The following is a 19,628-nucleotide window of genomic DNA, read 5'->3' as shown; positions in this document are numbered from 1 at the left end:
GCTTACGAACCTTTATCTAAATTTTTCATTCGATGCCTAAATTTTAGGAACTCGCTTGAAAAATCTTGATTAATTTAAAAATTAGGCTAGCTCAAACAGCCTAAAATTTCCCGGCATTTACTCATCCATTAATATTTTATATTTTGGTATTCGTGAATCTTCGATTTCATTTTTAAATTTTACGATAAATCTTCGATAGGCCATGTTTAGGAAGCTTAAAACAAATCATATATTTTTAACCATTTGAATCCTAAATGAGAATACTATTAAACAGAACCTTTAGAATACTATGTTATTGAGCAAATTCGTAGCCTGAAAACGTATCTAAAACGGCATCAAAAGCAGCGAAAACATCCACAGCATCATCACTAGTTACCATTTTCATACGGTATTCTTTAAAATTCGGAATCCCTTTAAAATAGTTGGTATAGTGACGTCTGGTTTCAAAAACGCCTAATTTTTCGCCTTTCCAGTCAATAGCCATTTGTAAATGACGTCTGGCGGCATCTACACGTTCTTCCAATGAAATTGGTGCCAAATGTTCGCCTGTATTAAAAAAGTGCTTCACTTGCTTAAAAAACCAAGGGTTTCCAATGGTAGCACGACCTATCATACAACCATCTAAACCATAAACATCACGCATTTCCATGGCACGTTCCGGTGTATCTACATCGCCATTTCCAAAAACAGGAATGTGCATACGCGGATTATTTTTCACGGCAGCAATTGGCGCCCAATCGGCATGACCTTTATACATTTGTGCACGTGTTCGGCCATGAATAGATATGGCAGCACAACCCACATCTTGCAAGCGTTCAGCAACTTCTAAAATACGAATGGAATCATGATCCCAACCCAAACGGGTTTTTACAGTAACAGGTAAATTGGTGCGTTTCACCATTTCGGCAGTGAGTTGTTCCATGAGGCAAACATCTTTTAAAATACCAGCGCCTGCTCCTTTACTCACTACTTTTTTTACGGGACACCCAAAATTAATATCAATGATATCGGGATTCGATTTTTCAACAATATCAATGGTCTGCAACATACTTTCCAAATTGGCTCCAAATATTTGAATCCCAACAGGACGTTCCTTTTCGTAAATATCTAATTTCATGATACTTTTTGCAGCATCACGAATTAAGCCTTCACTAGAAATAAATTCCGTATACACCACATCAGCACCTTGCTCTTTGCATAAAGCGCGAAATGGTGGATCGCTGACGTCTTCCATTGGTGCTAAAAGCAGTGGGAAGTCTGGAAGTTCTATGTTACCTATTTTTACCAAGTGCTTATAATTTTAGGCAAAATTACGCCTTTTTATAATTATCAATATAATTGTTGCAGTTATGATTTCTCAAAACCCATAAGCCATAACATCCGAGGAATAATTCGGCAATGGTACCAAATTGATAGCCAAATGTTGGCATACCATCTAAAAAATAACTCATTAAACGACCAAAGCCTAAACCCAACATAAAAATACAATTGGAAACAAGTGCTATTTTTAAATACTCCGATTTAAAAACGCCTAAAATCCACAAGGCCGAAAACCCTAAATAAAGTCCCATAATGGCTTTAAAAAAATTATGCTCGTCAACCGTATTTAAATGAATATCAAACTGTGATTCGGGCTGAAAACCATAAAAAATAGAAACAGGAACAACAATAGACACGGATATAAGTAGGTGTATTTTTGCTATAAATTCCTGTTTGTTGAATTGCATCTAGTAGCTTAAAAGTTTAAATTGACTTCTAATGGTTTTCCATCTCTTTTTACGGTTACTTTCGTACTATCGCCAGTATCAAAAACTGATAAAGCACGCATATAACTCATCATGTTTGTTACCGTACTATCGCCTAGTTTAATGACCACATCACCTTTTTGTAAACCGGCTTTTTGCGCTGGTTTATCTTCGCTTACACCATCAATACGCATGCCTTCACCATCATATAAATAATCTGGAACAACACCTAAACCGACTTTAAATCGTGGCGTTTCTTCGCTTTCATTTTTGGTTTTTCTAAAAGCTAATTTGCCGTTGTCGTTTAAATCGGTAATTACATCAAAGATATAATTGGAAATGGTCTCCATGCCTTCGTAATTCAACTTTTCAGAATCATCGCCAGGTTTGTGATAATCTTCGTGCTGACCTGTGAAAAAATGTAAAACGGGAATATCAATTAAATAAAACGAGGTATGATCGCTTGGGCCAACACCAGATTCATTTTCAATTAATTTAAACTTATCATTATGTGAACTTAAAACTTGCTTGAAAATAGGTGACGTTCCTGTCCCATAAACCGCTAATGTGCTATCTGGCTTTAAACGACCAACCATATCCATATTAATCATATAGCTCACCGCTTTACTATCTATTGTCGGATTTTTGGCGAAATAATTAGAACCTAATAAGCCCATTTCTTCACCTGAAAACGCCATAAACAAATAGTTATTTGCTGTATTAACACCTTTTAATTTCCCTGCCAAATCCAACATAACAGCCACACCACTGGCATTATCATCAGCACCATTATGAATGGCTCTTTCACCTTTATGTAGTGAACCTTGAGCGCCATAACCTAAATGATCATAGTGCGCACCAATAATGATGGTGTTTTCGGCTTGATTATCAATATAGCCTAAAACGTTGGTTCCGGTAATGGTACTGTCTTGGCTGTTTTCCGTGTAAGAAACTTCACCGTGTGGATCATTCTTTGGCTTGAAGGTAAAGGTCTGATAATAATTATTGGTTCCTTTTCCAGTAATACCCATTTCTTCAAAACGCTTCACAATATATGCAGCCGCTTCCTGTTCACCTTTGGTGCCCGTTTCGCGACCTTCTAATTTATCATCGGCTAAAAAAGTGACGTCTTCTTTGATTTTATTTTCAGGAGTATAGTGCTTTTTACAACCTAGTAACGATATAAAAAGAACGAGTAACGCTATTTTCTTCATATTAATAATGTTATTTTTGGCGAAATTACGTAATAATTGCCACTTTTTTATAAGAACACATGATGAAACCATTTTTCTATTTCTGCTTATTAACCATTGTATTAACTGTTTCTTGCAAATCCGATAAGGGTGAAAATCCTGATGCCGAATCTGGTGCAACGAAATGGGCTGACACCTTAATATATCCTGAAGAAACCCATTTTAAAAGTTTAAAACAAATAACTTTTGGTGGCGATAATGCCGAAGCCTATTGGAGTTTTGATGATAAGCAATTGGTATTTCAATCCAATAATACAGCTTGGGATGTAAAATGCGATCAGATGTTTTTAATGAACGTGGATGAAACTTTTAAGGATAACATACCACCCATGGTAAGCACGGGAAAAGGGCGTACAACATGTGCGTATTTTTTACCAGATAACAAGCATATTATTTACGCATCCACACATTTAGGTGCCGATGATTGTCCAGATACACCATTACGTAAAAACGGCAAGTATATTTGGCCAATTTATGATACTTATGATATTTTTGTAGCCGATTTAGAAGGTAATATAACCGCACAATTAACCAATGAAAAAGGCTATGATGCCGAACCTACGGTTTCGCCAAAAGGTGATAAAATTGTGTTTACATCTGACAGAAGTGGTGATTTAGAATTATACACCATGAATATTGATGGAAGTGATGTGAAGCAAATTACGTTTGAATTGGGTTATGATGGCGGTGCCTTTTTCTCTCCAGATGGCACTAAACTTATTTTCCGTTCCTCTAGACCAAAAACGGATGAAGAAATCAAAGAATACAAAGATTTATTAGCTGAAGGTTTGGTGCAACCAACCGAAATGGAATTATATATCTGTAATGCTGATGGTAGCGATTTACGCCAACTAACCGATTTAGGAAATGCTAATTGGAGTCCATTTTTTCACCCAAGTGGTGAGAAAATTTTGTTTTCTTCTAACTTTGAATCCGAACGTGGTTTTCCATTTAATTTATACTTGATTGATATTGATGGAAAGAATTTAGAGCGTGTAACACATAGTGAAACCTTTGATGCCTTTCCGGTTTTTTCTAACGATGGGAAGAAACTGATTTTCTCGTCTAATAGAAATAATGGAGGCGGAAGAGATACCAACTTGTTTATTGCAGAATGGCAAGACTAACAGGATTGCGATTCTGAAATACACCTAGAATGATACGAATTTGTTTATTGCAGAATGGCAAGACTAACAGGATTGCGATTCTGAAATACACCTAGGATGATACGAATTTGTTTATTGCAGAATGGCAAGACTAGAAAGATTGCCTAGCCTACTCACCCTTCTCCAACCTATCACGTTCTTCGCGTTCTTTAGTCCGTTGGTTGGTACTTAATCCCGTATTACCAAATTTGTAAGTAAACCCTAATTTTACATACCTATTGTCTTGATTTAAGTTTCGTGAATTATCTTGATTTAAATAGCGACTTGTAATGGTGTAGTTTTGCGTATTAAATAAATCAGAAAACGTTAAAGCCAAAGAACCTCTATTATTTAAAATGGTTTTTTTAATGACTAAATCTGAAAACAGCAGAGATTCTATAGTCTGGAATCCTTGTTGGTTTTTACTAACATAAACCAACGAAAAATTAGCTGACAGACTGTTGTCTTCTAAAAATGTTAAGGAATTACTCAATACGGAATAGTTGGACCATCTGTCCATTTCTAGCGCTTCGTTATTAATAGTTATTTCTTCCCGCATATTATAAAATGAGGTTACAGCATACACGTTCCAACGATCTGTAATATCAAAAATACCTACAAAATCAAAACCATATTCTCTGGTTCCTGCCAAGTTGGTAGGTGTATAAATCAATAAGTTATTTACGTTATCTTGAAGTGGTAATTCCATGGAATTTGCATCAATATCTTTATAATAGGCTTCTACAAAAAAACTGTCGTTTAAAGAAGCGCCTATTACAAAATGATCGGTAATGGCTGGTTGTAAATTAGGATTTCCAGTGACTATGGTATTGTCGTTTAGAAAAAACTTAAACGGATTTAAAGATTGAAAATCTGGCCTTGAAATACTACGGTTGTAATTGGAGTACACACTTATTTTTTCAGAAGCTTGGTAGCTAATATTGGCGGTTGGAAACCATTCAAAATAATCTTGAGACATCGTGTTATTAGTCACAATAGATTTTCCTTCGGTATCTGTTTGTTCCACACGTAAACCAAAACTTAGACTCAACTTGTCCCAGCTTTTATCAAAACTAGCATAGGCTGCTAGTACGCTTTCATTGTATTCAAACGCATTAGTATTGGTAACATCAGAAACAAAACTAGAGCCTTGAAGGTTTAATTGGTTTAATTGGCTATCCGTATTTACAAAAGATGCTTTGGCACCAACATCAAGTGATGTTGTTTCATTTATTGGTAAACTATAATCCGCTTGAACGGTATTTATCAAGGTATTCTGATCGGATGTGGTGTTAAATAAATTCCGATAATCAAAATTGTTATTTACATCTTTATAGAGACTTTGAACACGTTGATCACGATGGTAATCATAGGCTGTAAAATGTGTATTTAAGGATAAACTACTACCATTATCAAACTCCAAATCATAATCTAAATCGAATCCGAAGTTATACTTATCATCATCGGAATCATTTTCAGTGTCAAAATTATAAAGACGATTATAAGCGGGATCCAACACATCTGTATGTCCTTTCGTGATGTATTCAAATTCTGGTAAATACAGTAAATTAGCAGAAAAGCTTATGGTATTTTTTTCGTTTATAAAATAATCGAAATTCGTATTTACAGTGTGTGTTTGAGACCATGTTGTTCGGTCCACATCGGAATACCAGCGCTGGTAAACACCTGTATTATCTCTAAAATTAACGCGCTCATCACTTGCACGTGCAATTTTAGAATCCGTATAACTATAGCTTGCAAAGACGTTTATTTTATCGGTTTTATAAAAATTAGAAATTCCAGCATTGTATCTCGCATACGTACCTTGAGTATAGTTTGCAAAAGCAGTTCCATTATAACCCGTTGCTAAACTTTTAGTCATAACAATATTTAAAACCACACCCGATTCGGCATCATATTTTGCTGATGGATTGGTAATAACTTCAATGGATTTAATAGAATTTGCTGGTGTACCTTCTAATAACTGCAACAATTCCGCATCTGTTAAGTGTATTTTTCGATCGTTAATATAAACAGTAGGTTTCGCATTTCTGACGGTTAAGCTATTATCTAATATTAAAACACTTGGCGTGCTTTTTAAAACGTCTTTCATATTACCTTCACTTAAAGCGGTATTGGCAACACTAAAAACCAAACGATCTACTTCTTTTTTAAGCGTTGGTTTTTTGGCCAAAATAGAAACTTCATTAAGAGCTTCAGCAGCTTCTTCCAAGGTAATATTTTGAATAACTAAATCCGTATTTATGACTTGAATTGGCAGCAAAACGTCCTTAAAACCTACAAAACTTATTTTAAGTGTATAGGCTTCGGCTGACACATTTTTAATAATAAATGAACCATCATCTAAAGACGTCGTGCCTTTTACTGCGGTAGAATCCTGACTAGAAAGCAATAAAATATTAGCATAAGCTATTGGCTGCTTTTGAAGATCGATTAATTTACCAGAAACCGAAAAATTTTGTGAAAAAGCAGACACTGAAACAAATAGACTAAAACCAATAAGAACTAAAATGGACTTCGTATTCATCAAAAAAAAAATTTGGATTCGCAATATAAAGATTGTTTTTTACTAAAAATTACGGTTTTCCCGTAAATAATATATTAAGATTGTTTGTTATATATATTTAATGCATAATAAAACAATTATATTTGCCAATTAGTTACCATGCTAGACAACAGGTTATGAAGAACATTAGAAATTTTTGCATTATTGCACATATTGATCACGGAAAAAGCACCTTAGCAGATCGTTTATTGGATGCTACTGGTTCCGTAACAGCACGCGAACAACAAGCACAACTTTTAGATAGTATGGATTTAGAACGCGAACGTGGTATTACCATCAAGTCGCACGCCATACAAATGGATTATGAATATGAAGGAGAAAAATACGTCTTGAATCTTATTGATACACCAGGACACGTAGATTTCTCATATGAAGTTTCACGTTCTATTGCGGCCTGTGAAGGTGCCTTGTTAATTGTTGATGCTGCACAAAGTATTCAAGCACAAACCATTTCTAATTTATATTTAGCTTTAGAGAATGATTTAGAGATTATTCCTATTTTAAATAAAGTAGATTTACCAAGTGCCAATCCGGAAGAAGTAACTGACGATATTGTTGACCTTCTTGGTTGCGATCCGAGTGACGTGATTCATGCCAGCGGAAAAACAGGTTTTGGTATTGAAAATATTTTAGAAGCTATTATAAAACGTGTTCCAGCGCCAAAAGGCGATGTTAATGCACCACTACAAGCTTTGATTTTCGATTCCGTATACAACACATTTAGAGGAATTGAAACCTATTTTAGAGTATTTAATGGTGAAATTAAAAAGGGTCAAAAAATTAAATTTGTTGCAACAGGAAAAGAATATTTTGCGGATGAAGTGGGTACTTTAAAATTAAATCAAGTTCCAAAACAAAGTGTAAAAGCTGGAGATGTTGGTTATTTAATCACCGGAATAAAAACCGCCAAAGAAGTAAAAGTTGGTGATACTATTACAGATTTTGCCAATCCTACAACCAATATTGTTGAAGGGTTTGAAGATGTAAAACCAATGGTTTTTGCAGGTATTTATCCTGTTGATACGGAGGATTATGAAGAGTTAAGAAACTCCATGGAAAAACTGCAGCTTAATGATGCCTCTTTGGTATTTCAACCAGAAAGTTCAGCAGCCTTAGGTTTTGGTTTCCGTTGTGGATTTTTAGGCATGTTACACATGGAAATTATCCAAGAACGTTTAGAGCGTGAGTTTGACATGACGGTTATTACAACGGTTCCTAACGTTTCGTACAACGCATTTACTAATAAAGAGCCCAATGTGCCTTTTGTGGTTAATAATCCTAGTGATTTACCAGAACCAACAACTGTAAACCGTGTTGAGGAGCCTTTTATAAAAGCAACCATTATTACCAAAGCAGATTTTGTAGGTAACGTTATGAGTTTGTGTATTGAGAAACGTGGAATGATTATTAACCAAACATATTTAACGCCAGAGCGTGTTGAATTAACGTTTGAAATGCCTTTAGCCGAAATTGTTTTCGATTTCTACGATCGTTTAAAAACAGTTTCTAAAGGATATGCCTCTTTTGATTATTCGCCAATTGGTATGAAAGTCTCCAAATTAGTACGACTAGATGTGTTATTAAATGCCCAACCAGTTGATGCGCTCTCTGCCTTAATCCATGCGGATAATGCACACCATATTGGAAAGAAAATGTGTGAAAAGTTGAAAGAATTAATTCCTCGTCAGCAATTTGATATTCCTATACAAGCCGCTATTGGTGCCAAAATTATTGCGCGTGAAACCGTAAAAGCTCTTCGTAAAGATGTAACGGCAAAATGTTATGGCGGCGATATTTCTAGAAAACGTAAGTTATTAGAAAAGCAAAAGAAAGGTAAAAAACGTATGAGACAAGTTGGTAATGTAGAAATTCCACAACAAGCGTTTATGGCTGTTTTAAAACTGAACGATTAACCATATTTTAGTAAGGAAAACTATATTGAAACTAAAAAAGACACACCATAAGGTGCGTCTTTTTTTTTGAAAATTATACAGATTTGTGGAGTCCTACCTTCACCTTTTAGCAAGCATTCTGTAAGATTCAAAACTTTTAACCTTCTTCTTGATTAACCTTTGCTTTACCGTTCAATTTCTCAACATCAATAGGTTTCCCAAGGTAAACAAGTTCCCATTTCGGTTTAATATCTTCTAATTTCAAGTTTTCAGAACCTATTATTATCAGTTGATTATTTAAATCTTTTAAAAACAACGGAATAATCTCTTCGTCCGCATTGGTTATTTTTAACAATTCCTCATAATGTTCTCTTCCCTCTAAAGGAATTTCCAAAATAGATGGATATTTATTAGTAACTGAAACTAACGTGCTATAATCTGTGGTATGAGAAAATAAACCTTCACCAGGTACAACATCTGTTTCTAGAGTTTCTGTAGAAGTTAAAAGCCTAAAAGAGCCATTTTCTCCATATAGCTTACTAAATTTATTAATAGCATATTTATTAATATCGGAACTGCCTGTTAACGCCATTAAATATCCCATGGCATTTAGTTCAATATTATCCATTAATTTATCAGAATAAATATTGGTGTTTATTGCTTCAAGCCCTAATTCTTTAGCCTTTGCAATATTGTTTTGATTACTATCAATAAGCACAACATGACGGCCACGAGACTCCAAATAATGCCCAAGCAATCTAGACACTTTAGAAGCACCAACTATTAAAACACCTTCTGATTTATTTAAAAATACACCAACCATTTGAGCAAACATTCTTGCGGTTGTTGCGTTTAATAAAACGGTCCCTAAAACAATCATAAACACCAAAGGTGTTATGTATTCAGCGCCTGGAACACCATCGCTTGCTAATTTTAGTCCAAATAAAGACGCAATACCTGCGGCAACAATACCGCGTGGTCCTACCCAACTAATAAAAAGTTTTTCGTTGAGTTTTAAATTTGATCCATGCGAACTAATAAACACGCCAATTGGCCTTAAAACAAAGACAACAATAGCAAAAAGAAGAACCGTATTCCAGTTGAAAATTAACAGCAATTCCTGGTAATTAATATTAGCAGCCAATAGAATAAATAATATAGAAATTAACAAGATACTTAAAGATTCCTTAAAGTATAAAAGCTCTTTTAAGTATGGTGAATTAGAGTTACCTAAAACCATTCCCATAACAACTACGGCTAATAGTCCAGATTCATGTGCAAAAATATCAGCTAATATAAAAACGCCTAAAACAGCAGCTAGCGCGAAAACATTCATTAAATAATGTGGTATCCACTTTTTATTCATTATAATATTAAGCGCATGTGCAAAAGTAAATCCAAAAGTAAATCCAAATAATACAATTTTACCAAACTCAATAAATGCTGTTTTGGTGTACTCACCACCTGCATCCACACTAATAAATTCGAAAACCAAAACGGCAACCAGAGCACCAATAGGATCAATTAAAATACCTTCCCATTTTAGAACCGCGGAAACATCTTTTTTAAGTGGAATATTTCTTAAGATTGGAGTAATAACGGTTGGTCCTGTAACTATAATTAACGCTGAAAATAGGAATGAAATCTCCCAACTTAAATAGAATATATAATGAGCCGCCACAGCTGCACCAAAAAATGTAACAATGGAACCAATGGTAATTAATTTTGTAATGGCCGGCGCTACGTTTTTAATTTCACCCATCCGCAGGGTTAAACCACCTTCAAAAAGAATAATACTAATAGCAAGGGATACAAAGTAAAATAAACTTTCGCCCGGAAATAGACCTTCTTCACCATTCCATCGTGGTTCAATCCATTTGGTACCATCTTCGGATAAAAATTCGGCAGCAATTGGCCCAACTAATAAACCAATTAAAATTAAAGGTAAAATAGCTGGGATTTTTAATTTCCAAGCTACCCATTGTGCTAAAATTCCTAAAATGATAATTCCGCCTAATTCTAACATATAGTATTTTGTTTTTCTAATTCAAGGTTTAAAGGTCGTATTTAGCATAAAACCTAACATAAAAACAATTAAAAATTATAATATTAAACTTAAAACAATTTAATTGTTTATTTAAAAAAGCCACACCATCACAGCGCTTCTATTTTAAATTTGATGGTAAAATAAGGTTTTTTATTCAACGTGAATAAATTTTTTAGGAATAGAATTTTATAAAACTGACAAAAAGGACACTTTAAAATGGGAAGAAATAGGGAATTATAAACGATGCTGCTATCCAAATTATAATGTTTAAGGGTGTTCCTACTTTTAAAAAATCATTGAATTTATAATTTCCAGGTGCATAAACCATGGTGTTTGTGGGATAACTCATGGGTGTCATAAATGTTAAAGAACAGGCAAACATAACAGCAACCAAAAAGGGCCGTTCACTAACCTCCATGAGGGCTGCCAAACTAATTACTACAGGTGTCATTAATGCCGCTGTAGCTTTGCTTGAAATTAAATTGGTGGAAATAAATGAAACTAAAAACAAAAGATTAAGGGTAATATGTGCATCGTATTGACCCAATGTTTTCTCTATAAAATCAGCAATTAATGTGGCACCTCCTGTTTTTTCTAAAGCTGTTCCCATGGATAAGACACCAGCCATCATAAAAATAACCTTCCACTCTACGGCTTGATAAGCTTCTTTAGGTTTTAAAATACCCGTTAAAACCATTAATAAAGCACCTATCATAGCACTTATTAATATAGTAGTAATATTTAACGATGCCGCTAAAACCACACCTACTCCTATTAAAACCGCCGGAATGGCTTTTTTATAATTGGTTTTTTTCTTTTCATATTCAGAAAGTGTAACCACCAATTTTTGATTTTCTAAATTTTGAAGTTCCGCCTTGCTTCCCAGAACCAATAACATATCGCCTTCTTTTAAATGAATGGACGTTAGTTTATCTAATAATACATCACCACGTTGCCTGATAGCTAAAACCGCCATGTTGTACGTTCTATTAAATCGCATGGATTTTAAAGTCCCTTCCGCTAATGGTGATCCAACCGGGATAATAACCTCATAAATATTATAAGCTTCAGACGAATCTTCTGCCGTTTTAATTCGCTGGCTGCCTTCAACTTGGTATCCCTTAATATCTAACAACCTGTTAATTGTTTGAGGCGGAAGCATCACCTTCAAAATATCGCCTTGTTTGATGGTGGTTTCCGGGTTTAAATCGTATAACAAATAGCCATCCCTTAATATAGAAAGAACGGATATTTTATAATCATTTGTAAGAGCGGATTCGGAAATTAGTTTATTAATATCGCTACAATCTTCCGCTACCATTAATTCTGTAATATACTCCTTGGCTTCAAGCGTTAACGCATCGGGTTTTTTATTTTTAGGAAGTAATAAAGGACTAATTAAAAAAATATACAGAAAACCAACAACCAATAAACATAGGGCAGCTTGACTAAACTCGAACATACCAAATGGCTCCAACCCATATTGTTTGGCATAGCTACTTACTAATATATTTGTTGAGGTACCAATAAGCGTACACGTACCACCAAAAAGTGCTGCAAAGGAAATAGGCATGAGTAGTCTTCCTGGACTAATTCCAGTTTCCCGACATACGGTTAATGCTATGGGTAACATTAATGCTACGACAGCCGTATCATTTATAAACGCAGAAAATAAAGCCGTTATAACGCAAAAAACAACCAATGCTACAACGTAATGAATTTTGGCTAGTTTAATAATTTTATAACTCAACCCATCCAAAATACCGGAATGAAAAACACCGCCACTTACAACAAAAATACATCCCAAAGTTATCGTTGCTGGATGATTAAAACCTGAAAAGCCTTCTTCAGGATTTAAAACACCAGCCACAATAAATAATGCCATAATTAAAATAGAGGTGGTATCAATAGAAAAATAATCCTTTACAAAAAGAAAGACACCAATAATTATTATGGCAAACGTAATCATGAGATCCATACTCATAAGGCAACGTATTAAGTATTTTTACATAAAATTAATCATCATTCTGAGATTCAGACATGTAATATAAGCGTTTCAGGCTCTTTTTTAATAATACAAAACGATAGACACCAATAATTAAAAATAGCGCACTAAATACCAGTGAAAGTAAAGCTAAATATTGAAAATCTGGAAAATCTTTCAATTGTAAAAAGGCAATACCACCTAATAGTAAATATAAAGACGATCGGATATAAGATAATAAGGTGCGTTCATTTGCAAGACGCGTGCGTTCTATGGCTAAATAATCTCTTAAAATCACCTCACTATCTGGTTTAAAATCACGACCAAAACGGAGTAATTTCATATTTTTAATCTTTAATGGTGATGGTGTTTTCATAATTTCCTTTTTATAAAATTAGAGTAATTTTTCACAGCAACAAATAAAACCCAAATCTTCTTTATATTTTTAAATGTTAAAAAACTTCTAATATCAGTGCATAATTTTCAGTAATATGGCATGAATTCGTAATTTGCATGCTTATGAAATTATATCCTATAAATTCCGGTAATTTTAAACTTGATGGTGGTGCTATGTTTGGCGTGGTACCAAAATCGCTTTGGCAAAAAACCAATCCTGCAGATGCCAATAACATGATTGATATTGCTGCACGTTGTTTATTAATTGAAGACGGCAATAAACTCACGCTTATTGATACAGGAATGGGTGACAAACAAAGTGATAAATTTTTTGGCTATTACTATTTATGGGGAAATGACTCCATTGATAAATCATTAAAACAATACGGGTTTCATCGGGATGATATAACCGATGTCTTCATGACGCATTTACATTTTGACCATTGTGGTGGAAGTATTCAATGGAATAAAGACAAAACTGACTACGAACCGGCTTTTAAAAATGCACATTTTTGGAGTAATAATGACCATTGGAATTGGGCAACAAAACCCAACAATCGTGAAAAAGCATCATTTTTAAAAGAAAATATTGAACCTATTAAAAACAGTGGACAATTAAAATTTACACCAGTTCCACATGGTGATATTCAGCGGAATTCCGAATTAGGTTTCGATATTTTTTATGCCGATGGCCATACCGATAAACAAATGATTCCAATGATTCAATACAAAGGAAAAACCATTTGTTTTATGGCAGATTTGCTACCAACCGCAGGACACCTTCCACTACCCTTTGTAATGGGTTATGATACAAGACCATTACTGACATTAGATGAAAAAGAAAAATTTCTGAAAATGGCAGCAGATAATAATTATTACCTATTTTTGGAGCACGACGCACATAATGAAATTATTACAGTAAAAAACACAGAAAAAGGCGTGCGATTACAAGACGTTTTTACCTGTAATGAAATTTTTAACTAAACTTATATTTTAAACATGAAATTTATTAAATCGTTTGTATTTACAGCCTGTACTGCTGTAGTAATGACCAGTTGTGGTGGTGGTGCCGAAGTTTTATCGACACCTATTGAAAACATTGATACAGTACCGTTAAAAGTCAGTGATCTTACAGAAGCTGAAAAGCAAAATTGGGGACATTTAGACCTTGTAACAGATACCATTCCTGGTATGAGTGTAGATAAAGCCTATGCTGAAATCATTAAAAATAAAAAAGGCGAAACGGTAATTGTAGCTGTTATCGACTCTGGAATTGATATTGAGCACGAAGATTTAGCTGGTGTACTTTGGACCAACAAAAATGAAATTCCTGGAAACGGAATTGATGATGATAACAATGGATACATTGATGATATTCATGGTTGGAACTTTTTAGGCGATGCTTATGATGAACAATTGGAATTTGTAAGAATTATTGTAAAAGGCGATAAATCAAATCCACAATATGATGCTGCTTTAGCAGAATATGAAGAGAAATACCAAGAAGCCATAGCTAACAAGGAACGTTATGACCAAATTTATCAAATGGTTAAAACATCTGACGAAACGATTTCTAAGCATTTAGGAAAAGAAGATTATACCAAAGAAGAAGTTGCTGCTATTGATACTGATAAAGCAGATGTAAAACAAGCTGCTGCCATGTTACAAAACATGTATGCTAATGGTTTAGAAAATTCAGAAGCTGCATTAAAAGCTATTAAAGGTGGTGTTGATTATTTTACGGATCAAGTAAATGTAAACTTAAATAAAGACTTAAAAGGTAGAACAACTGGTGATGATCCAGACAATTTATCAGATGTAGGTTACGGAAATGGCAACGTTATGCCTTCTGAAAAAGGTGAAAGTCATGGTACGCACGTTGCAGCTATAATTCTTGCAGAACGTAATAACGGTTTAGGTGCAAACGGTGTGGCAAACAACGTTGAACTTATGAGTTTACGCGCTGTACCAAATGGCGACGAATATGACAAAGATATTGCATTAGCAATTCGCTATGCTGTTGACAATGGGGCTAAAATTATAAACGGAAGTTTTGGAAAATATTACTCACCTCACAGTGACTGGGTTCGTGATGCTATTAAATATGCAAGTGATAATGACGTGCTTTTTATTAATGCTGCAGGAAACGAAGGTATAGATATAGATACTAAAGATGTATTTCCAAATGATGCCATTGGAACAGGTCCAGAAGTATCAAAAACCTTTATTACAGTGGGTGCTTTAGAGCCTAAATATGGTTCTGGTATGGTTGCTGGTTTTTCTAACTACGGAAAAATAAATGTAGATGTTTTTGCGCCAGGAGCTAAAGTATATTCTGCAACACCAGAAAATGAATACGATACTAAAGGTGGAACATCAATGGCAGCTCCTGCAGTTGCTGGAGTTGCTGCTTTAATTCGTTCTTACTATCCAAAATTATCTGCAGAACAAGTTAAGCAAGTGATTTTAAATTCTGGAATTGCTGTTAAAACAAAGGTTATTGTTGGTGGTGAAGCTACTGATGTTAGACCATTTGGCGATTTAACAAAATCAGGTAAAATGGTCAATGCTTACAACGCACTAATCATGGCTAGCCAGATGAAATAATTATTTTATAACAAAAAAAATCTCATCCTAAACCGATGGGATTTTTTTTACTTAAATTTTACGTATTATGAAAAAAATCATGCTTTCCGTATGCTGTTTAGGTCTTCTATTAGCTTGTGGTACAACCAGTCAAGTAGAAGCGCAAAATTCAGTAGAAAAATCCAACGACCCGTATTATTGGCAACAACATGTTGACTATAAAATGGAAATTGATATGGATGTGGAATCCTTTCAATACCAAGGAAAACAGAAATTAGTATACACCAATAATTCACCCGATGTTTTAAACCGCGTATATTATCATTTATATTTCAATGCTTTTCAACCAGGTAGTGAAATGGATATACGTTCTAGAACTATTTCAGATCCAGACAGACGTGTTGGCGATAGAATAAGTAAACTACAACCTAACGAAATTGGGTATATAAAAGTCAATTCATTAAAGCAAAATGGAACAAAATTAAAACATGAAACCGTTGGTACGGTTCTAGAAGTAGATTTAGCAAAACCTATTCAACCAGGAGAATCTGTAACATTTGATATGGATTTTGATGGCCAAGTACCTGTTCAAATTCGTCGTTCTGGTCGAAATAGCGCAGAAGGTGTAGCCTTATCTATGGTGCAATGGTATCCAAAATTAGCTGAATATGATTTTGAAGGCTGGCATGCCGATCCCTACATTGGACGTGAGTTTCACAGCGTTTGGGGCGATTTTGATGTTAAATTAACCATTGATAAAAATTACGTGGTTGGTAGTACAGGCTATCAGCAAGAAGACGTGAAAATAAAAGGAAATAAAAAAACCATTCATATTATAGCTCCGCAAGTTCACGATTTTATGTGGGCTGCAGATCCTGATTATATTCACGATACCATGCAAGTTCCTGATGGACCATTATTGCATTTTTACTACAAAAACACACTGGATGCCGAAAAATTAGATTTTTGGAAAAAATTACAACCAAAAACGGTCGCATTAATGCAGTATTTCAGTGAGCATATTGGAGACTATCCATACAAGCAATACTCGGTTATTCAAGGTGGTGATGGCGGTATGGAGTATGCTATGGGTACTTTAATAACTGGAAATCGTTCGTTTGGAAGTTTAGTTGGTGTTACGGCACACGAATTAGCACATACTTGGTTTCAATTTTTATTAGCAACTAACGAAACTAAACATGAATGGATGGATGAAGGTTTTACAAGTTATTACAGTGATTACGCCATGAATGAAGTGATGAATGAAGGCAATGACCATCCTACTTCAGGATCTTATAGAAGCTATTTGTTTTTAGCAAAATCTGATAAAGAGCAACCATTAACAACGCATGCAGATCGTTATGCTTATAATCAGGCTTATGGTATTTCAGCATACAGTAAAGGTTCTGTGTTTTTATCACAATTGGGTTACATTATTGGTGAAGACAATTTAAGTAAAACCATTAAAAAATATTTTAATGATTTTAAATTTAAGCACCCAACACCACTAGATATTATTCGTACAGCTGAAAAAGTAACGGATTTGGAATTAGATTGGTATTTAATTGATTTTGCACAAACCACCAATACCATTGACTATGCGGTGAAAAGTATTGAGGGTAAAACCATTTCTTTAGAGCGGATTGATATTATGCCAATGCCTATAGATTTAACGGTTACCTATACCGATGGTACAACCGAAGATTTTTATATTCCGCTACAAATGATGCGTGGTGAAAAACCAACAGAAGCTACTATTATTGCAGATTGGGCTTGGGCAAATCCAAACTATACGTTTGAAGTTTCAGAAGCCGTAAAGTCTGTTGAAATAGACCCAAAACAATGGGTTGCAGATGTTAATCGTGAGAATAATAAACTGGAGAAATAATTTTTTTTAAAGTATTCAAAAAGCTGCTTTTAAAAAAAAGCAGCTTTTTTTTATGCTTACTTTGTACCTTTGAAACGGCATGGATAGAACCTACAACAAACACGAAAAATTAAAAAGTAAAAAACTGATAGATAAACTCTTTACTGAAGGGCAATCGGTTTCTGCGTATCCATTTCGTATGGTTTATATGGAAACTTTGCCCGATGATGCAGATACTCCAATAAAAACAGGCGTTTCCGTATCCAAAAAATACTTTAAAAAAGCAGTGGATAGGATCCGCATTAAACGCCTTATGCGTGAAGCATATAGATTAAACAAAACCACATATTTTAACAACATTACAACATCTTATGCGTTTATGATTTTGTACATTGGTAGCAGTAAACCAACGTATATTCAGGTGGAGCAGTCCATGAATAAACTATTTAAAAAGTTTACAAACACCACGTTTAAAGAAACTAGCAATGAAAAAATTACTTAAAAAGCGCATCCTTATCCCCTTTTTCGCGCTCACTGTTTTCATAACAGGTTCGGCTTTTCAAAACGATTTTTTTGAAATAGCAAAGCAAATTGAAATCTTCACCACCTTATATAAAGAAATTAATATGAATTATGTGGATGAAACCAATCCTGCTGAATTAATGGATACTGCCATTAAAAGCATGCTGAAAGATTTAGATCCTTATACCCAATTTTACAATGAACAAGATGTAGAAGCTGAAAAAATAAGACGAACTGGTGATTATACCGGAATTGGTGCCAATGTGCGCACCATGAAAGACAAACTAGTTATTATTGAACCATATAAAGATTATCCGGCAGATAAAGCCGGTTTAAAAGCTGGTGATGAAATTATAAAAATAGAAAACACCGTCATTGCCAATTATAAAGATGACGCTGGCGATTTGCTAAAAGGCACCAACGGTTCTCAAGTAAATGTTACCTACTTACGTCAAGGCAAGGAGTTTACTACAAAAATTACCCGGTCGGAAATTGAAATTGATGCGGTTCCTCATTTTTCTATGGTGGATGATAAAACAGGCTATATTGTTTTAAATAAATTTAATAATAAAGCCTCCCAACAAACAGGTTATGCCTTGCGTGATTTAAAAGCACAAGGTGCCGAACGTGTTATTTTAGATTTACGTGGCAATCCTGGCGGTTTATTATTGGAAGCTGTAAATGTGGTAAATCTATTTATCCCTAAAGGGCAATTGGTTGTGACAACTAAATCTAAAGTCAAAAAATATAATCGTGAATATTACACCCAAAAAGAGCCAATTGATACGGAAATTCCATTAGTGGTTCTTATTAATGGGGGAAGCGCATCAGCTAGTGAAATTGTTTCAGGTTCCTTACAAGATTTAGATCGTGCTGTAATTGTGGGTTCTAGAAGTTTTGGAAAAGGCCTTGTACAACGACCAAAGCCTTTGTCTTATGGTACACAACTTAAAATTACCATTTCGCGTTATTACACGCCTTCTGGGCGCTGTATTCAAGCATTAGATTATTGGCATCGTGATGATAATAACAATGCTGTACGTATCGAAAAAGATAATTACAACGAGTTTAAAACTAAAAATGGCCGTAAGGTTTTTGATGGTGGTGGTGTTTTACCGGATGAAACCTTAAATGTTATTGAAAATTCCGCCATTACAAATGCTATTCAAAACGACTTTTTAATATTCGATTATGCAACGGATTATTATTACAAGCATCCAAATTTGAATGTTACTGATTTTGAATTATCCAACGCGGATTTTAATGCTTTTAAAAGCTATTTAAACACGAATAACTTCACCTATGTTACCGAAACCGAAAAAGCCTTGGAAGAGGTCTTAAAAAGTGCTGAAAAGGAACAACTAGATGATAACATTCAAAAAGATTATAACACGTTAATTAGTAATTTAAATAACTCCAAAGCACTTGCTATTGATGAGAATAAAGCAGATTTATTAACCCTTTTAACAGATGAAATTGTTAAGCGATACGTGTATCGTGAAGGTTTGTATGATTATTATAAAGTTCATAATTTAGAAATTAAAAAAGCAGCCAATATATTATCGAATCCAAGTACTTATAATGGTTATTTAAAATAATTTAAA

14 protein-coding genes are annotated in these 19,628 nt (G+C 34.4%); 7 read left to right on the top strand and 7 right to left on the bottom strand.

The genetic code is table 11. From position 1 onward, the window contains the following. Positions 1–292: 292 nt before the first annotated feature. Genes dusB through ACFPH8_RS02830 form a run of 3 tightly spaced genes read right to left on the bottom strand, consistent with a single transcriptional unit; the run spans position 293 to position 2,959 of the window. Complete coding sequence (gene dusB, locus ACFPH8_RS02840; protein ID WP_376858378.1) at positions 293–1,288, bottom strand: tRNA dihydrouridine synthase DusB; 996 nt, start codon at positions 1,286–1,288, stop codon at positions 293–295. A gap of 22 nt (positions 1,289–1,310) precedes the next feature. Beyond that, entirely contained in the window at positions 1,311–1,727 is a 417-nt protein-coding gene (locus ACFPH8_RS02835) for a DUF4345 domain-containing protein (protein ID WP_376858377.1), read from the bottom strand. Between the two features lie 8 nt (positions 1,728–1,735). After that, positions 1,736–2,959, bottom strand: coding sequence for a M28 family peptidase (locus tag ACFPH8_RS02830; RefSeq protein WP_376858376.1), 1,224 nt, complete (start codon positions 2,957–2,959; stop codon positions 1,736–1,738). A gap of 62 nt (positions 2,960–3,021) precedes the next feature. On the opposite strand from ACFPH8_RS02830, the gene ACFPH8_RS02825 reads away from it, so the two are divergent. Continuing rightward, entirely contained in the window at positions 3,022–4,125 is a 1,104-nt protein-coding gene (locus ACFPH8_RS02825) for a TolB family protein (RefSeq protein WP_376859101.1), read from the top strand. Between the two features lie 148 nt (positions 4,126–4,273). Here the strand turns inward: ACFPH8_RS02825 and ACFPH8_RS02820 are convergent, their stop codons facing one another. Continuing rightward, complete coding sequence (locus ACFPH8_RS02820; protein ID WP_376858375.1) at positions 4,274–6,691, bottom strand: TonB-dependent receptor domain-containing protein; 2,418 nt, start codon at positions 6,689–6,691, stop codon at positions 4,274–4,276. Positions 6,692–6,846: 155 nt separating this feature from the next. Between ACFPH8_RS02820 and lepA the strand changes: the two genes are divergently transcribed. Then, complete coding sequence (gene lepA, locus ACFPH8_RS02815; RefSeq protein ID WP_376858374.1) at positions 6,847–8,643, top strand: translation elongation factor 4; 1,797 nt, start codon at positions 6,847–6,849, stop codon at positions 8,641–8,643. Between the two features lie 136 nt (positions 8,644–8,779). Here the strand turns inward: lepA and ACFPH8_RS02810 are convergent, their stop codons facing one another. The 3 genes from ACFPH8_RS02810 to ACFPH8_RS02800 all read right to left on the bottom strand — a co-directional run bounded on the left by ACFPH8_RS02810 (position 8,780) and on the right by ACFPH8_RS02800 (position 13,029). Then, a complete protein-coding gene (locus ACFPH8_RS02810; protein WP_376858373.1) occupies positions 8,780–10,648 on the bottom strand; it encodes a cation:proton antiporter in 1,869 nt (622 codons plus the stop codon). 232 nt (positions 10,649–10,880) lie between these two features. Next, complete coding sequence (locus ACFPH8_RS02805; protein WP_376858372.1) at positions 10,881–12,653, bottom strand: SLC13 family permease; 1,773 nt, start codon at positions 12,651–12,653, stop codon at positions 10,881–10,883. A gap of 31 nt (positions 12,654–12,684) precedes the next feature. Then, positions 12,685–13,029, bottom strand: coding sequence for a DUF202 domain-containing protein (locus ACFPH8_RS02800; RefSeq protein ID WP_371922393.1), 345 nt, complete (start codon positions 13,027–13,029; stop codon positions 12,685–12,687). Between the two features lie 143 nt (positions 13,030–13,172). Between ACFPH8_RS02800 and ACFPH8_RS02795 the strand changes: the two genes are divergently transcribed. From ACFPH8_RS02795 to ACFPH8_RS02775, 5 genes are all read left to right on the top strand, one after another. Further along, a complete protein-coding gene (locus ACFPH8_RS02795) occupies positions 13,173–14,033 on the top strand; it encodes an MBL fold metallo-hydrolase (RefSeq protein ID WP_376858371.1) in 861 nt (286 codons plus the stop codon). A gap of 15 nt (positions 14,034–14,048) precedes the next feature. Further along, positions 14,049–15,656: a S8 family peptidase gene (locus ACFPH8_RS02790; RefSeq protein WP_376858370.1), complete on the top strand. Its 1,608-nt coding sequence runs from the start codon at positions 14,049–14,051 to the stop codon at positions 15,654–15,656. Positions 15,657–15,723: 67 nt separating this feature from the next. Next, positions 15,724–17,523 carry a M1 family metallopeptidase gene (locus ACFPH8_RS02785; protein ID WP_376858369.1) on the top strand — a complete coding sequence of 600 codons (1,800 nt, stop codon included), beginning with the start codon at positions 15,724–15,726 and terminating at the stop codon, positions 17,521–17,523. Between the two features lie 79 nt (positions 17,524–17,602). After that, entirely contained in the window at positions 17,603–18,004 is a 402-nt protein-coding gene (rnpA, locus tag ACFPH8_RS02780) for a ribonuclease P protein component (RefSeq protein ID WP_376858368.1), read from the top strand. Next, entirely contained in the window at positions 17,988–19,622 is a 1,635-nt protein-coding gene (locus ACFPH8_RS02775) for a S41 family peptidase (RefSeq protein WP_376858367.1), read from the top strand. The genes rnpA and ACFPH8_RS02775 overlap by 17 nt, the downstream gene beginning before the upstream one ends. The last annotated feature ends 6 nt before the right edge of the window (positions 19,623–19,628 follow it).

The organism is Bizionia hallyeonensis, from assembly GCF_042657385.1.
In the GTDB taxonomy this organism is placed as follows: Bacteria; Bacteroidota; Bacteroidia; order Flavobacteriales; family Flavobacteriaceae; genus Algorimicrobium; species Algorimicrobium hallyeonense.
Note: the sequence above shows the minus strand (reverse complement) of the source record. Positions and strands in the feature narration are given on the sequence as shown.

Excerpts from the sequence above, each read along its gene's own strand:
- ACFPH8_RS02835 (WP_376858377.1), bottom strand. The coding sequence starts at position 1,727 with ATGCAATTCAACAAACAGGAATTTATAGCAAAAATACACCTACTTATA.
- ACFPH8_RS02830 (WP_376858376.1), bottom strand. The coding sequence starts at position 2,959 with ATGAAGAAAATAGCGTTACTCGTTCTTTTTATATCGTTACTAGGTTGT.
- ACFPH8_RS02775 (WP_376858367.1), top strand. The coding sequence starts at position 17,988 with ATGAAAAAATTACTTAAAAAGCGCATCCTTATCCCCTTTTTCGCGCTC.
- ACFPH8_RS02795 (WP_376858371.1), top strand. The coding sequence starts at position 13,173 with ATGAAATTATATCCTATAAATTCCGGTAATTTTAAACTTGATGGTGGT.
- rnpA (WP_376858368.1), top strand. The coding sequence starts at position 17,603 with ATGGATAGAACCTACAACAAACACGAAAAATTAAAAAGTAAAAAACTG.
- ACFPH8_RS02820 (WP_376858375.1), bottom strand. The coding sequence starts at position 6,691 with ATGAATACGAAGTCCATTTTAGTTCTTATTGGTTTTAGTCTATTTGTT.
- ACFPH8_RS02785 (WP_376858369.1), top strand. The coding sequence starts at position 15,724 with ATGAAAAAAATCATGCTTTCCGTATGCTGTTTAGGTCTTCTATTAGCT.
- lepA (WP_376858374.1), top strand. The coding sequence starts at position 6,847 with ATGAAGAACATTAGAAATTTTTGCATTATTGCACATATTGATCACGGA.
- ACFPH8_RS02825 (WP_376859101.1), top strand. The coding sequence starts at position 3,022 with ATGAAACCATTTTTCTATTTCTGCTTATTAACCATTGTATTAACTGTT.
- ACFPH8_RS02790 (WP_376858370.1), top strand. The coding sequence starts at position 14,049 with ATGAAATTTATTAAATCGTTTGTATTTACAGCCTGTACTGCTGTAGTA.
- ACFPH8_RS02800 (WP_371922393.1), bottom strand. The coding sequence starts at position 13,029 with ATGAAAACACCATCACCATTAAAGATTAAAAATATGAAATTACTCCGT.
- ACFPH8_RS02810 (WP_376858373.1), bottom strand. The coding sequence starts at position 10,648 with ATGTTAGAATTAGGCGGAATTATCATTTTAGGAATTTTAGCACAATGG.
- ACFPH8_RS02805 (WP_376858372.1), bottom strand. The coding sequence starts at position 12,653 with ATGAGTATGGATCTCATGATTACGTTTGCCATAATAATTATTGGTGTC.